The following is a 13,117-nucleotide window of genomic DNA, read 5'->3' as shown; positions in this document are numbered from 1 at the left end:
GGCGGCGGACGCCTGAAAACCCGCTAACCTGCGGCCCATACATCCCGATTGCCTTTAAAAGGAAAACTGATATGACCGCATTTCGCGCCTGGGCCGCCACCAAGAGCGGCGGACCGATGGAAAGACTGGACTTTGACCCCGGAGCGATGGACGCCGAAGACGTAGAAATTGAAATCGAACACTGCGGCGTTTGTCACTCGGACCTCGCGATGATCGACAGCGAGTGGTTCCCCGCGAGCTACCCCGTCGTACCCGGCCATGAGGTAGTGGGGCGCATCACCGCAGTGGGCGCCAACGCCAAAGGCCGTACGGTCGGCCAGCGCGTGGGCATAGGCTGGCACAGCAAGAGCTGCCTGCATTGCAACTTCTGCGTCGCGGGCGAGCCTAATCTGTGTGGCAAACGCCAGCCCACCATCGTCGGCCGCCACGGTGGCTTTGCCGACAAGCTGCGCACGCACTGGAGCTGGGCGATCCCGTTGCCGGACGCGCTCGATCCGGCCAGCGCAGGTCCGCTGATGTGCGGTGGTGGCACGGTCTTTTTGCCGTTTGTGTTGCACGGCATCAAGCCGACGGATCGTGTGGGCGTCGTGGGCATTGGCGGCCTGGGCCATCTGGCCGTGAAGTTCGCGCGGGCTTGGGGCTGCGAGGTGACGGCGTTCACGTCCACCGCGTCCAAGCGCGAAGAGGCGCTCTTGCTGGGCGCGCACAAAACGATTTCCAGCGTCGATGTCAAAGAGCTCAAAGCCAACGCGGGCTCGCTGGACTTTTTGCTGGTGACGGTGGGCGCCAGCCTGGAATGGGACGCGCTGATCAACACGCTGTCGCCCAAGGGGCGGCTGCATATCGTGGGGGTGGTGACCGAGGCGATGAAGCTGCGCAGTGGCGGCCTGCTGTCATGGCAGCGCAGCCTGTCGGGTTCGCCGACGCCGTCGCCGCATGTGCTGGCGCAGATGCTGGAGTTCTCGGCGCGTCATGGGATCGCGCCGCAGGTGGAGCGATTTCCGATGTCAAAGGTCAACGATGCGCTGGATCACCTGCGCGCTGGCAAAGCGCGCTATCGCGTCGTGCTGGATGCAGATTTCCAATGAAAAGTGGCTGTAAGCCGCATAAAATGTGCGTAAGCAGCTATTAATTCAGTAGCGGAGCCAGCCATGCCTACCACCCCGTCCATCCACTCGCCCGATATCGCTGCCATTCTTGGCTCCATCGTCGATGAGATGGCGCAACGCACCGAGCGCGGAGCCGTCGCGACCTATATTCCCGGGCTTGCGAACGTGCCCTTGAGCCGATTCGGCATGGCTGTGGTGCTGGCAGATGGAACGGTGCACAGCGCCGGCGACGCCGAGATGCCGTTTTCGATTCAAAGCGTCTCCAAGGTTTTCACGCTGACGATGGCGCTGCAGAAGCATGGCGATGAGCTGTGGCAGCGCGTGGGCCGCGAACCGTCAGGCTCCTCTTTCAATTCCATCGTCCAGCTCGAAAGCGAACAGGGCATTCCCCGTAACCCTTTCATCAACGCCGGCGCCATCGTCGTCTCCGACCTGGTTCTGGGCGACGCCGAGCTGCAGTCTGCGATTGGTGGCTTGTTGGGTTTTGTGCGCGGCCTGGCCCATGACGATCGCATTCACATCGATCTCGAAGTCGCCCAGTCCGAAGCCGTCACCGGGTTCCGAAACATTGCCTTGGCCAACTACATGAAGAGCTTTGGCAACATGTCTGCGCGGGTGAACGATGCGCTCACGCTGTATTTCCACCAATGTGCGCTGGCCCTGACCTGTCGCCAATTGGCGCTGGCGGGGCGCTACCTGATGTTCGATGGCCGCTCGCCCGACTCTGCCGAGCCGATCATTGGCGCAATGCTGGCCCGCCGCATCAACGCGCTGATGCTGACCTGCGGCCACTACGACGCGTCGGGCGAAATCGCGTTTCGCGTCGGCATCCCCGGAAAATCCGGTGTCGGCGGAGGCATTCTCGCCATCGTTCCCGGCAAGGCATCCATCGCGGTGTGGTCCCCCGGGCTGAACAAGCGCGGCAACTCTGAGTTGGGAACTATCGCTCTGGAGCGACTGGTCGATGCAACCGGTTGGTCCGTGTTTACAGCCGCCAACCCCTGCTAGCGCAAAGCCCAGCCTATTGGCGTAGGCACAAGACACAGCACGTCAAACCTCACCACCAAACCGCGCAATCAGGTTGTCGATATAGATCTCGGTCAGCCGCTCAAATTCGGCCTCCAAAAGCGGCTGCACCACCATCTTCATTACCGGCGGAATCGGCAGATCTACGGATACCTGCACCTGCAACACGATATGTGTGGAGGTTTTGTTGTTGGTGATCTTCCAGCTGCCCGCCACTTGCGCGTTGCCTTCGCCCTTGACTGGCGTCCACACCACGGTGCCCTTGGCTTTGTTGGCTACATATTTGGACGCATAGACCGCTTGCAGCGTGAACTGGCCAGCGCCAAACTTTTGCATTTCCCAGCGGTACACGCCACTGCCCAGGTCCACCAGCTTGTCGACCTGCGGGTAATGGCTCGCGGAGGTGGGTACGTCGGACAGGACGGTGAATACGTCTTTGGCCGGGGCCTTGACCTCAAATTCGTAGCCGATCTCGACCGCGACGGTAGTGCTCACTTGGCTTCTTGGCGCGCAGCGGGAATCGGGGGCTCGGCAGGCGCAAGGTGTGCCAGCTTGCGCAGGCGCAACAGTGTGAGCTGCAGCAGGCGGGCGTCGGAGCTGGCGCGGTGGCGCTGCGAGCCGCGCTCGCTGCTGACCTGCTGCTTGACCATATGCCACTGGTCGGCCTCGTCTTCGTCCAGCAGGGCGCGCAGATTGTCCAGTTTGAACGAAGGGGTCATGTTGGCGGCGTCAAACAGGGTGCTCAGCCAGGTGTAGTCATTGGCCCAGCCATCGGAGTAGACAGTTTGGCCCTCCAGCTTGGCGTTGAGCTGGCGCGCGACGATCTCGGCAGCCAGACCGCGCTCGACGATGATGGCGCGGGGAATGTGGTGCAGCGACTCCGCTCCTTCGTCCCAGTGCTTCCACTGCGGCTCGGGACGTATCAGCGTGCAGTAAGAGTGTCCGTCGGGCAGCACAAAGCCGATTTCGATGGGGTAGCTGTCGCGACCAAAGCCGGAGGCTTCGATGTCCATGACCGTGGGCGCGGCGGTGAGCGGGGTGGGGTGGGATTGCATGGACTGAAGGCTTAGCAATAGCTGGGCCACCATTGTGCGATGGGGTTTCAAAATTGCACCCAAGGGTATCTACGCATGCGCTGCGACAATGTGCCCTTCAATTAACGATTTATTCCAAAGTCCATGGCCTCCAGTCTGCTCGTTCTCCTTGATGACATTGCCACCGTGCTCGACGATGTGGCCGTCCTGACCAAAGTCGCCGCCAAGAAGACCGCCGGGGTGCTAGGCGACGATCTGGCGTTAAACGCCCAGCAGGTGGCTGGCGTGCGCGCTGAGCGGGAGCTGCCAGTAGTCTGGGCGGTCTGCAAAGGCTCGTTTATCAACAAGTTGATTCTGGTGCCGCTGGCATTGCTGCTGAGCGTGTTCCTGCCCTGGATGGTGACACCGCTGCTGATGTTGGGCGGTGCTTACCTGTGCCTGGAGGGCTTTGAGAAGATTGCCCATAAATACCTGCACCGCGGCGAAGACGCCGCGGCCCACGAGGCCGAGCTGATGCACGCGCTGACGCACCCGGAGGTGGATCTGGTGGCGCTGGAGAAAGACAAGATCAAGGGCGCGATCCGCACCGATTTTGTGCTGTCGGCCGAAATCATCGCGATCACGCTGGGTACCGTGCAGACCAGCCCGTGGACCACGCAGCTCTACGTGCTGTCGGGCATTGCCTTCGTGATGACCGTGGGCGTCTATGGCTTTGTGGCCGGCATTGTGAAAATCGACGACGCCGGCCTGTACCTGAGCCGCACGCAGCGCGCGGGTTCGCTGGGCGACAGCGTACGCGCCTTTGGCCGCATGCTGCTGCGTGCCGCGCCCGTGTTGATGAAGCTGCTGACCATTGTGGGAACTGCGGCGATGTTTCTGGTCGGCGGCGGCATCTTGATCCACGGTCTGCCCGTGCTGCACCATGCGGTGGAAGCGATCCCAGTGCCACTGTTGCCCGACCTGATCGTGGGTGTGGTGGCGGGTGGTTTGTCGCTTGTACTTGTCACGTTGGCCCAGAAGATCTGGGCGAAATTCAAGAAGAAATAGGCTGCGATGCCCGCAATACAGGCGCAAGCAGCTCCCAAATCCATAGCAGTCGGTTTGGCGCTGGCGATGGTCGGCGCCATTGCATTCAGCGGCAAAGCCATCATCGTCAAGCTGGGCTACCGCTATGGCGTGGACGCAGTGACACTGTTGATGCTGCGCATGCTGTTCGCGCTGCCGTTCTTTATGGCCATCGTCTGGTGGACCAACCGCTCTGGCGGACCAGCCGCGCCGAAACTCACGCGCAAGGACTGGCTGGGCGTTTTGGGACTGGGCTTTACCGGCTATTACCTGGCCAGCTTTCTGGACTTCGCCGGCCTGCAATATGTCAGCGCCTCGTTGGAGCGGCTGGTGCTGTATCTGAACCCCACGCTGGTGCTGCTGATGGGCATGGTGCTGTACGGCCGCAAGGTTGGCCCGCGGCAATGGCTGGGCATGGCAGTGAGCTATGCCGGCGTGCTGCTGGTGTTTGGCCACGAGGTGCATCTGGATGGCAGCGATGTGGCTTTGGGCACGCTCTTAGTGTTTGGCAGCGCGGTGAGCTACGCGGTCTACCTGAGCTACAGCGGTGAGCTGGTGCAGCGGCTGGGTTCACTCCGATTGGTGGGGCTAGCGACAACGGTGGCCTGCATTTTGTGCATCGCCCAGTTCGCGGTGTTGCGGCCTCTGAATGCCGCGTTCGCTGTGGCGCCGGAAGTCTTGTGGCTCTCGCTGCTCAATGCGACGGCCTGCACGGTTGTGCCTGTGCTGCTGGTGATGATGGCGATTGAGCGGCTGGGCTCGGGGCTGGCTGCGCAGGTTGGCATGGTGGGGCCTATGTCCACGATCACGATGGGTGTGGTGATATTGGGTGAGCCGTTTACGCCGTGGGTTGTGGCGGGAACGGTGTTCGTGCTTGCTGGTGTGTTTGTCTGTACACGGCAGCGGTGATGCATATTTAACAACCTTGGTTTGCGCCACCGGAAAAGGGAAACTGTGCGGGGCCTCATGGTGTGCCTAAGGCCACACAAATCGGCTCCGCACAGTTCCCCTTCTCCGGTTGAGATTTAGCTATTCGCTGCCCGCGCCACTACGTTTCTACTCGCCGGGGTGGGGAGTGCATGGGAGCCGATTTGTGTGGCCTTAGGCACACCATGAGGCCCCCAGGCATTCCCCGCTTCGGCAGGAAACCAAGCCTCGAATCAGCCGTTCGCCCTAAAAGCGTCTGGTGTCTGCCCCGTCCACTTCTTGAACGCTCTACGAAAGCTGCGTGCATCGCTGAACTTCAGTCGTGCGGCGATGTCGTCCACTTTTAGCGGTGCTTCCTGCAGATAGCCGCGCGCCAGTTGTTCGCGCACACCGTCAAGAATCTGCTGATACGACTGGCCGGATTGGCGCAGGCGGTTGCGCAGAGTGCGCGAAGTGATGTGCAGCTCTGCGGCCAACTCTTCGGCACTCGGATAGCGATCAGGCTGTTCCAGCAAGCGCTTGCGGATTTGCATGGTGAGCGGATTGGTGGCCGGGTGCGCCGCCAGAAATTGCTCGCACAGGCGGGTGGCCGTCGCCACGCTCAAGGGGTTGGCTTGCAGGATGGGGTAGTCCAGACACTCGGCATCCAGCACGAGTTGGTTTAGCGGCGCGTTGAACATCAGTTTGCATTTGAAGGCTTGCTTGTAGGCATCGAGATACGCGGGCGCCGGGTAGCTGAAGTGCGCCTCTTTGAGCGGCACCGGGCGCCCGGTCAAGAGCGGGCCTGCACGGCAGAAGGCGACGAATTCCTGCTCTACGGCGAATGGAAGGGCTTCGCCCAGATTGATCGGCGGATGCAAAGTCCAGTAGGCCAGATCGCCGGTGTGTTGCAGCGTCAGCCGGTTCAGGCTGGGCGATACGCGGTGGTATTTCACGCCCATTTGAAGCGCATCGCCTGCCGTGGCGCAGCAGTTGATCGCGTAGCCCAGAATGCCCCAGCCGGAAGGTGTTTGGCGCCTGCCGACACGGATGCCCAGATCGGGCACGCGGCTGAGCGTTTGCGCACGGGCTATCAGGGCCACGGTTTCGTCATAGGGCAATACACGCTCGGCGTCGCCCAGTGTGGCGGCGGTCAGGCTGCTTCCGTGCAGCAGCTTGTCAGCGCCAATCCCCTGCGATTGCAACTCTTCGACGATCAGCCAGATGAGCTGAATCGGAACGGGCCAAACGGTGGAGGGGAGGGTGCGTTGGGAATTCATGGGTTTCCGGAATTGTCCCCCAATTTACCGCTTTGAACCTTGGCGATTGGGGGCGACTGGCCGCACACTGACACCAAACAACAATTTGGAGACTTCTCGCATGGCTCTGTCTTCCCGCACCGCCGTGGGTTTGCTGTGGGCGCTCGCGCTGGTGCCGCTGGCTACCATCGCCCAACTCAATAGCGTCACCACGCGCCAGACCAATCTGCTGGCCAACAACTGCCTGCAATGCCACGCGCGTCCCAACATCGACGTGCCGCTGATGGGCAAGGCCGAAGACTGGAAAGACCGCGTCAAGAAGGGCGAAGACGAGCTGCTGAAGAACGTCGTGCAGGGCCTGCGCGGCATGCCGCCGCTGGGCTATTGCAGCGCCTGCACCGAAGAGGATTTGCGCGTGCTGACACGCATGGTGGCGGGTCTGCCAGAGAAGGCGGCCAAATGAAAAAAGCATTGACGAACAAAAAGTTGGTGCAGCCCGGGCGCCGCAGCCTGTTGCAAGCCGCCACTGCGGGCGCTGTTGGCGCGCTGGCCGGTTGCAGCCCCTGGAATACCGAGCCGCAGTCTCCCGTTGCCTTTGTGCCGGGCCAGCCGCTGCCGTGGATCAATTGGGCTGGCAACCAGACCTGCACGCCCAAGGTGCGTCTAGCGCCACAAACCGAAGCGGAACTGGCCGACGCTTTGAAGAACGCACAAGGCGTGGTGCGCGCCGTCGGCGCCAGCCACTCGTTCAGCGCAGTCGTGCCTACCAACGACACCCTGATCGCGACCGATCTGCTGAGCGGCCTGATCAGCCACGACCCCGCGACGCAACAGGCCGAAATCTGGGCCGGCACGCGCATGCACCAGGTCGGCCCGCTGCTGGACAGCGTGGGCCAAGCGCTGCCGAACATGCCAGACATGGATTACCCGGCTATGGGTGGCGCGATTGCCAACTCGGTACACGCGACGGGCAAGAGCTTTGGCTCGATGTCCTCGTATGTCACGGGGCTGACACTGGCCACGCCGTCGGGCGAACTGCTGGAGTGCAGCGCGACAAAGAACGCGGAAGTGTTCCACGCGGCGCGCACCAGCATCGGCGCCTTGGGCATCGTGACCCGCTTGCGTTTGCAGAACCAACCGTCGTTTGCATTGACCGAAGTGAACGAGGTGGCGAAGACCGAAGACGTGCTGGCGGATATCGACGCGCTGTGCGCTAAGCATCTGCACTTTGAATTCATGCCACTGACCAATTCGGACCTGTGCGTCACAGTCGCTACCAATCCTTCGAAGCCGGGCGACAAGGATGCCGGTGAAGACGATACGCAGGCAGTCCTGACGCTGCGCCAGGTGTTCAACGCCACATCGTGGATACCGGGCGGGCAGGTGGCCTACGACAAGATTTTGCAATTGGCGATGGGCGACGCGGGCAGCACCATCAAGACCGGCAAGTCGTACGAGGTATTTCCGCATGTGCGCACCGTGCGCTTTCGCGAAATGGAATACACCGTGCCGGCCGAAGCAGGCCCGGCGTGCGTGCGCGAGATTCTGAAAACGATTCGCGACCGCAAGATTCCGATCTGCTTTCCGCTGGAGTACCGCTACGTCAAGGGCGATGACATTTGGCTCTCGATGTTCGAAGGGCGCGATGGTTGCTCGATCTCGGTTCACCAATACGGTGACACCGACTACCGCCCGTATTTCGCCGAGATCGAACCGATCTTCTGGAAATACGAAGGCCGACCGCATTGGGGAAAAATCCACACGCTGGATGCCAAGCGCCTTGCCGCGCTGTACCCGCGCCACTGGAAAGATTTCCAGGAACTGCGCCGCACGCTGGACCCGCAGGGCCGCATGCTCAACACCCATCTCCACACACTCTTTGGCGCTTGATCCCCATGCAAAAAACCACACGCAGAAATTTGTTGATCGGTGGCGCTGCCGCCGCGGTTGCCGCGGGCGTTGGCAAACCCGGCGACAAAGGCGGGCCGTACCCCGAATACTTTGCGCGGCTGAACCAGACGCTGCGCAAACACGGCATTGACCGCCCGGTGCTGGTCATTGATATGGACCGGCTGGACCGCAACATTGACCGCGTTGCAAAGTCGGTGGCCACCGTACCGGGACGGGCCTACCGCATCGCGGTCAAATCCATTCCCAGCCCGGCACTGGTGGACTATGTGGCCCGGCGCGCCGGCACCCAATCGCTGATGAACTTTCACCGGCCGTTTGTGCAGGCCATGGCCACGCTGCGCCCGGATTCCGACATTCTGTTGGGCAAGCCCATGCCGGTGGATGCGGTGAATACGTTTTATGAAGGGCACAAAGGCGCGTTCGATCCCTCAAAGCAGTTGCAATGGCTGATCGATACCGATGCCCGGCTGGCGCAGTACCTTGCGCTTGCGAAAGCCAAAAATCTCAAGATGCGGATCAACTGCGAAATCGACGTCGGACTGCGCCGCGGTGGCTTCGGTGATCCGGCGGCGCTGGCCTCGGCACTACAGACGATTTCCGACAACCCTCAACACCTGGAGTTTGCCGGCTTCATGGGCTATGACGCCCATGTCCCGGCGCTGCCCGGGCCTTTGATTGAAGGGGAAAAGGCCAAAGTCCGCGCCCGCTATGCGGCCTGTGTGGACCTGGTCAAAACCCGCTTTGCCCCCTTGGCTGCGGGGAAGCTCACGTTGAACGCCGCGGGCAGTCCGACATTCCGAAGCTACGAGGGCGACGCGTCGGTGAACGACCTGACGGCAGGTTCTGTCCTGATGAAGCCAAGCCAATTCGATATACCAGACCTGGACGCGTTTGAAGCCAGCGCCTTCATTGCGTCACCGGTGCTCAAGCACCAGAAGAACCGGATTCCCGCGCTCGATTGGCTGAGTACCCTGATGAGCGGCTGGAATCCGAATCTGGAGGACATTTACTTCGGCTATGGCGGTCACTGGCTGGCCGACTGCGAAGCCCCCCCGGGAGTGGCCCCCCACTTTGCCTACACCAGCACCAACCAGCAGGGCTACACCGCCCCCCGGTCCGTGAGTTTGAAGGTGGACGACTTCATCTTCCTGCGTCCCAAGCAAAGCGAGGCAGTGTTGCTGCAGTTTGGCGATCTGGTTGCTGTGCGCGGCGACAAGATCGAAGCGCGTTGGCCGGTATTGCCTGTGGGTATCTAAGGCGGTGTAGTCTCTCGGCTTTGTGCATACGACGGGAGCATTCGCATGGATTTGGGACTCAAAGGCAAATGGGCGCTGGTGTGTGGCGCAAGCAAGGGGCTGGGCCTGGGCTGCGCCAAGGCGCTGGTGCAGGAGGGCGTCAACGTGCTGATCGTCGCCCGTGGTGCCGAAGCTCTGCAAAAATCTGCTACTGAATTAATAGCTGCTTACGCACATTCCACGGGCGCTACCGTCGATTTTTGTGCACAAGACATCACCACCGAAGCCGGCCGCGCCGCCGTGTTTGCGAAGCGCGCCGACTTTGACATTGTCGTCACCAACGCCGGCGGCCCGCCACCCGGCAACTTCCGCGACTGGGACCGCAACGCCTGGTTGGCCGCGCTGGACGCGAACATGCTGACCCCCATCGAACTGATCAAGGCCACGGTAGACGGCATGGCCGCGCGCGGCTTTGGCCGCATTGTCAACATCACCAGTAGCGCAGTGAAGTCGCCCATCGACATCCTGGGCCTGTCCAACGGCGCGCGCACTGGGCTGACCGGCTTTGTCGCAGGCGTATCGCGCAGCAGCATTGCGGCCAAGGGCGTGACCATCAACAACCTGTTGCCCGGCTCTTTCGACACGGATCGCCTGCGTGGCAACTTTCAGGCGAATGCGACTAAGAGCGGGCAGAGCGTGGAGGCGGTCGCTGAAGCGCGCCGCAAAGGCATTCCAGCGCAGCGCTTTGGCAACGCCGATGAGTTTGGCGCGGTTTGTGCGTTTTTGTGCAGCCAGCAGGCGGACTACATCACCGGGCAAAACGTGCTGGTGGACGGCGGGGCCTACCCAGGGACTTTCTAGCGGTGTCATAGGGGAGAGGCCGCTTCGGGAGGGCAGGCACAATAGAGGTTTTGCTGCGCAATTTCCCGGAATTTCCATCCCCATGCTCCAAGTTTCCAACCTGACCTGTGTCCGCGGGGGCCGTCAGCTCTTTTCCGGCGTGGGATTTGAGGTGGCTGCGGGTGGTTTGCTGCACCTCAAAGGCGGCAATGGCGCCGGTAAAACCAGCCTCATGCGCATCCTGTGCGGCCTCTCCAGCCAGGACGGCGGCGATATTCGCTGGAACGGTGCCCAGGTGGACGAAAGCTACCGCAGCAATCTGTTTTACCTCGGCCACCAGAACGCGCTGCAAGAAGCGCTGACGGTGGACGAGAACCTGCAGTTTTATGCCGCGCTGTCCGGCCAGACGCCGGATGCGCAAAAGACGACGGCTGCATTGGGTCAACTGGGCGTGCACGCCTGCCAGCATCGCCTGGTGCGGCATCTGTCGCAGGGGCAGAAGCGCCGTGTGGCCTTGTCCCGGCTTTTGATGACCCCGGCTAGTCTGTGGATTCTGGACGAGCCTTTTGTGGCGTTGGACCAGCAGGCCATACAGTCGCTGACCACGGTGGTGGGCCAGCATCTGCAAAGCGGCGGCATGGTGATTTTGACCAGCCACCAGGATGTGGAAATTGTGGCAGGTGGGGGCGCAGTGAAGCCGCAAGTGCTGGAACTCGGCGCATGACCGAGGGTAATTGGTTTTCGGCATGGCGTGCTGTGGTGCAGCGCGAGCTGGCGATGGGCATGCGCCAAAAGGGCGAAGTGCTAACGCCGCTGGTGTTTTTTGTGATCGTCGCCAGCCTGTTCCCGCTGGGTGTGGGGCCCGAGTCGGCGCTGCTGTTGCGCATGGCGCCGGGCGTGTTGTGGGTCGGTGCGTTGTTGGCCGCCATGCTGTCGTTGCCGCGCATGTTTGCGGCGGACTATGCCGATGGCACGCTGGAGCAACTTGCGTTGTCGCCGATGCCGCTGTCGCTGTTGGCAACCGCCAAGGTGTTTGCGCACTTTGTGCTGACCGGCCTGCCGCTGGTGGTGATTTCGCCAGTGCTGGGCTTGCAGTTCGGGCTGGATGCACATGCACTGGGTGTGTTGATGCTGAGCTTGCTGCTGGGCACGCCCACGCTGAGCCTGATTGGCGGTGTGGGCGCGGCGTTGACGCTGGGGGTGCGCGGGGCGGGGGTGTTGCTATCCTTGCTGGTTTTGCCGCTCTTCATCCCGGTGCTGATATTTGGCGCCGGTGCTGTAGAGGCTGACGCCGCAGGGTTGGGCATTGCGGCCCATCTGTCGCTGCTGGGTGCTTTGATGTTGGTGTCTGCTGTGTTTGCCCCTTTGGCAATCGCTGCGGCGCTGAGGATTTCGATGGAATGAAAAATAATTTGTTTGCGTTTGCGTCACCGCAAAACTTTTATCCGTTGGCTGGCAAGCTGTGGCCGGTGTTTGCTGTGCTCGCCGCCGTGCTGGCGGCGGTGGGCCTGTATATCGGTTTCTTTGTTGCGCCTACCGATGCGCAACAAGGCGAGGGCTACCGCATCATCTTCGTGCACGTGGCCGTGTCGTGGATGTCCATGTTCATCTATGTTGTGATGGCGACGTGGGCCGGGCTGGGTCTGATTTTCAACACCCGCCTCTCCGGCATGATGGCCACGGCGCTGGCGCCCACTGGCGCGCTGTTCGCTGCGCTGTCGCTGTGGACCGGCGCGCTATGGGGCAAGCCGATGTGGGGCGCCTATTGGGTGTGGGACGCGCGCCTGACGTCGGAGCTGATTTTGCTATTCCTGTATATCGGCTTCATCGCTTTGCAGGCCGCGATTGACGAGCCCCGCCGCGCTGACAAAGCCGGAGCCGTGCTTGCGCTGGTAGGCGTGATCAATGTGCCCATCATTTATTTCTCGGTGAAGTGGTGGAACACGCTGCACCAAGGTTCTTCGGTATCGCTGACCCGCTCGCCCAGCATGGCGTCGACCATGCTCTTGGGCATGCTGCTGATGGCGCTGGCGTTCTGGATGTATTCCATCGCCGTCACGCTGGCACGGGTGCGTTCCATCATTCTGGTGCGCGAGCGCCATGCAGATTGGGTTAAACATGCAGTGGAATAGTGTTTCCGAGTTCGTCCACATGGGCGGCTACGGCTTCTATGTGTGGGGCAGTTTTGGTGTCACCGCTATCGCCCTCGTGGGTGAGATGTGGATGATCCGTCGCCAGCGTTTGCAAACCATGGAGATGCTGAAGAACGAATGGGCACAGGAAGGTAGCGGATCATGAAGCCACGCCACAAACGCGCCGCCATCATCGTCGGCGGCATTGCCGTATTGGGCATTGCCGCTGCGCTGGTGCTCAACGCCTTCCAGAGCAATCTGGTGTTCTTCTTTACGCCCAGCCAGATCGCATCGGGCGAAGCGCCCAAGGGCCGCACCTTTCGCGTGGGTGGCATGGTCAAGACCGGCACCGTGCAGCGGGACAACATGACGGTGGCGTTCGTCGTGACCGATACCGCCAAGGAAGTGTCGGTGCGCTACACCGGCATCCTGCCGGACCTGTTCCGCGAAGGCAAAGGCGTGGTCGCACAGGGCAAGCTGGGCGATGACGGCCTGTTTGTCGCCAGTGAAGTGCTGGCCAAGCACGACGAAAATTACATGCCCCCGGAAGCGCAGCATGCGGTCGATGAGGCGCAGAAAACCATCAAGACTTTGAAGTAA

Annotated in this window: 16 protein-coding genes; 13 read left to right on the top strand and 3 right to left on the bottom strand. The window is 61.6% G+C overall.

Going from position 1 to position 13,117, the window contains the following annotated elements; all coding sequences use genetic code 11:
- Nucleotides 1–71 precede the first annotated feature (71 nt).
- Together ahr and AC1DV6_RS04065 are read left to right on the top strand one after the other, a co-directional pair.
- Nucleotides 72–1,088 carry an NADPH-dependent aldehyde reductase Ahr gene (gene ahr / locus AC1DV6_RS04070; RefSeq protein ID WP_477975377.1) on the top strand — a complete coding sequence of 339 codons (1,017 nt, stop codon included), beginning with the start codon at nt 72–74 and terminating at the stop codon, nt 1,086–1,088.
- A 63-nt stretch (nt 1,089–1,151) separates the two neighbouring features.
- Nucleotides 1,152–2,117, top strand: coding sequence for a glutaminase (locus AC1DV6_RS04065; protein ID WP_477975375.1), 966 nt, complete (start codon nt 1,152–1,154; stop codon nt 2,115–2,117).
- A gap of 42 nt (nt 2,118–2,159) precedes the next feature.
- Here AC1DV6_RS04065 and AC1DV6_RS04060 read toward each other — a convergent pair whose 3' ends face one another.
- Together AC1DV6_RS04060 and AC1DV6_RS04055 are read right to left on the bottom strand one after the other, a co-directional pair.
- A complete protein-coding gene (locus AC1DV6_RS04060; protein WP_477975373.1) occupies nt 2,160–2,630 on the bottom strand; it encodes an SRPBCC family protein in 471 nt (156 codons plus the stop codon).
- The gene (locus AC1DV6_RS04055) at nt 2,627–3,190 is read right to left on the bottom strand and encodes a 3'-5' exonuclease (RefSeq protein ID WP_477975372.1); all 564 of its coding nucleotides are present in this window, start codon (nt 3,188–3,190) and stop codon (nt 2,627–2,629) included. The genes AC1DV6_RS04060 and AC1DV6_RS04055 overlap by 4 nt, the downstream gene beginning before the upstream one ends.
- A gap of 123 nt (nt 3,191–3,313) precedes the next feature.
- Here AC1DV6_RS04055 and AC1DV6_RS04050 point away from each other — a divergent pair, with 123 nt between their 5' ends.
- Together AC1DV6_RS04050 and AC1DV6_RS04045 are read left to right on the top strand one after the other, a co-directional pair.
- Complete coding sequence (locus tag AC1DV6_RS04050) at nt 3,314–4,216, top strand: DUF808 domain-containing protein (protein WP_477975370.1); 903 nt, start codon at nt 3,314–3,316, stop codon at nt 4,214–4,216.
- Nucleotides 4,217–4,222: 6 nt separating this feature from the next.
- A complete protein-coding gene (locus tag AC1DV6_RS04045; protein WP_477975368.1) occupies nt 4,223–5,143 on the top strand; it encodes a DMT family transporter in 921 nt (306 codons plus the stop codon).
- Nucleotides 5,144–5,394: 251 nt separating this feature from the next.
- On the opposite strand, the gene AC1DV6_RS04040 is transcribed toward AC1DV6_RS04045, so the two are convergent.
- The gene (locus tag AC1DV6_RS04040) at nt 5,395–6,420 is read right to left on the bottom strand and encodes an AraC family transcriptional regulator (RefSeq protein ID WP_477975366.1); all 1,026 of its coding nucleotides are present in this window, start codon (nt 6,418–6,420) and stop codon (nt 5,395–5,397) included.
- Nucleotides 6,421–6,520: 100 nt separating this feature from the next.
- Between AC1DV6_RS04040 and AC1DV6_RS04035 the strand changes: the two genes are divergently transcribed.
- From AC1DV6_RS04035 to ccmE, 9 genes are all read left to right on the top strand, one after another.
- The gene (locus tag AC1DV6_RS04035; protein ID WP_477975364.1) at nt 6,521–6,862 is read left to right on the top strand and encodes a c-type cytochrome; all 342 of its coding nucleotides are present in this window, start codon (nt 6,521–6,523) and stop codon (nt 6,860–6,862) included.
- Nucleotides 6,859–8,289, top strand: coding sequence for a D-arabinono-1,4-lactone oxidase (locus AC1DV6_RS04030; RefSeq protein WP_477975363.1), 1,431 nt, complete (start codon nt 6,859–6,861; stop codon nt 8,287–8,289). Before AC1DV6_RS04035 ends, AC1DV6_RS04030 begins: the two co-directional genes overlap by 4 nt.
- A 5-nt stretch (nt 8,290–8,294) precedes the next feature.
- On the top strand, nt 8,295–9,566 hold the full coding sequence (locus AC1DV6_RS04025; RefSeq protein WP_477975362.1) for an alanine racemase: 1,272 nt from the start codon (nt 8,295–8,297) through the stop codon (nt 9,564–9,566).
- Nucleotides 9,567–9,611: 45 nt separating this feature from the next.
- A complete protein-coding gene (locus tag AC1DV6_RS04020) occupies nt 9,612–10,406 on the top strand; it encodes an SDR family oxidoreductase (protein ID WP_477975361.1) in 795 nt (264 codons plus the stop codon).
- An 82-nt stretch (nt 10,407–10,488) separates the two neighbouring features.
- The gene (gene ccmA / locus AC1DV6_RS04015; protein WP_477975360.1) at nt 10,489–11,109 is read left to right on the top strand and encodes a cytochrome c biogenesis heme-transporting ATPase CcmA; all 621 of its coding nucleotides are present in this window, start codon (nt 10,489–10,491) and stop codon (nt 11,107–11,109) included.
- Entirely contained in the window at nt 11,106–11,789 is a 684-nt protein-coding gene (ccmB, locus tag AC1DV6_RS04010; RefSeq protein ID WP_477975358.1) for a heme exporter protein CcmB, read from the top strand. Before ccmA ends, ccmB begins: the two co-directional genes overlap by 4 nt.
- Complete coding sequence (ccmC, locus tag AC1DV6_RS04005; RefSeq protein WP_477975356.1) at nt 11,786–12,517, top strand: heme ABC transporter permease CcmC; 732 nt, start codon at nt 11,786–11,788, stop codon at nt 12,515–12,517. Before ccmB ends, ccmC begins: the two co-directional genes overlap by 4 nt.
- Nucleotides 12,504–12,683, top strand: coding sequence for a heme exporter protein CcmD (ccmD, locus tag AC1DV6_RS04000; protein WP_477975354.1), 180 nt, complete (start codon nt 12,504–12,506; stop codon nt 12,681–12,683). Before ccmC ends, ccmD begins: the two co-directional genes overlap by 14 nt.
- Nucleotides 12,680–13,117, top strand: a complete 438-nt coding sequence (gene ccmE, locus AC1DV6_RS03995; protein WP_477975352.1) for a cytochrome c maturation protein CcmE — start codon at nt 12,680–12,682, stop codon at nt 13,115–13,117. Before ccmD ends, ccmE begins: the two co-directional genes overlap by 4 nt.

The sequence above is a fragment of the Rhodoferax sp. P2_H8_2 genome (genome assembly GCF_056403235.1).
The sequence above is the reverse complement of the archived record's forward strand: the minus strand, read 5'-3'. Positions and strand labels throughout refer to the sequence as shown.

Coding starts and splice junctions, on each gene's coding strand:
- ccmA (WP_477975360.1), top strand. CDS start 10,489: ATGCTCCAAGTTTCCAACCTGACCTGTGTCCGCGGGGGCCGTCAGCTC.
- AC1DV6_RS04025 (WP_477975362.1), top strand. CDS start 8,295: ATGCAAAAAACCACACGCAGAAATTTGTTGATCGGTGGCGCTGCCGCC.
- ccmB (WP_477975358.1), top strand. CDS start 11,106: ATGACCGAGGGTAATTGGTTTTCGGCATGGCGTGCTGTGGTGCAGCGC.
- AC1DV6_RS04040 (WP_477975366.1), bottom strand. CDS start 6,420: ATGAATTCCCAACGCACCCTCCCCTCCACCGTTTGGCCCGTTCCGATT.
- ahr (WP_477975377.1), top strand. CDS start 72: ATGACCGCATTTCGCGCCTGGGCCGCCACCAAGAGCGGCGGACCGATG.
- AC1DV6_RS04065 (WP_477975375.1), top strand. CDS start 1,152: ATGCCTACCACCCCGTCCATCCACTCGCCCGATATCGCTGCCATTCTT.
- AC1DV6_RS04055 (WP_477975372.1), bottom strand. CDS start 3,190: ATGCAATCCCACCCCACCCCGCTCACCGCCGCGCCCACGGTCATGGAC.
- AC1DV6_RS04030 (WP_477975363.1), top strand. CDS start 6,859: ATGAAAAAAGCATTGACGAACAAAAAGTTGGTGCAGCCCGGGCGCCGC.
- ccmE (WP_477975352.1), top strand. CDS start 12,680: ATGAAGCCACGCCACAAACGCGCCGCCATCATCGTCGGCGGCATTGCC.
- ccmC (WP_477975356.1), top strand. CDS start 11,786: ATGAAAAATAATTTGTTTGCGTTTGCGTCACCGCAAAACTTTTATCCG.
- AC1DV6_RS04050 (WP_477975370.1), top strand. CDS start 3,314: ATGGCCTCCAGTCTGCTCGTTCTCCTTGATGACATTGCCACCGTGCTC.
- ccmD (WP_477975354.1), top strand. CDS start 12,504: ATGCAGTGGAATAGTGTTTCCGAGTTCGTCCACATGGGCGGCTACGGC.
- AC1DV6_RS04020 (WP_477975361.1), top strand. CDS start 9,612: ATGGATTTGGGACTCAAAGGCAAATGGGCGCTGGTGTGTGGCGCAAGC.
- AC1DV6_RS04045 (WP_477975368.1), top strand. CDS start 4,223: ATGCCCGCAATACAGGCGCAAGCAGCTCCCAAATCCATAGCAGTCGGT.
- AC1DV6_RS04035 (WP_477975364.1), top strand. CDS start 6,521: ATGGCTCTGTCTTCCCGCACCGCCGTGGGTTTGCTGTGGGCGCTCGCG.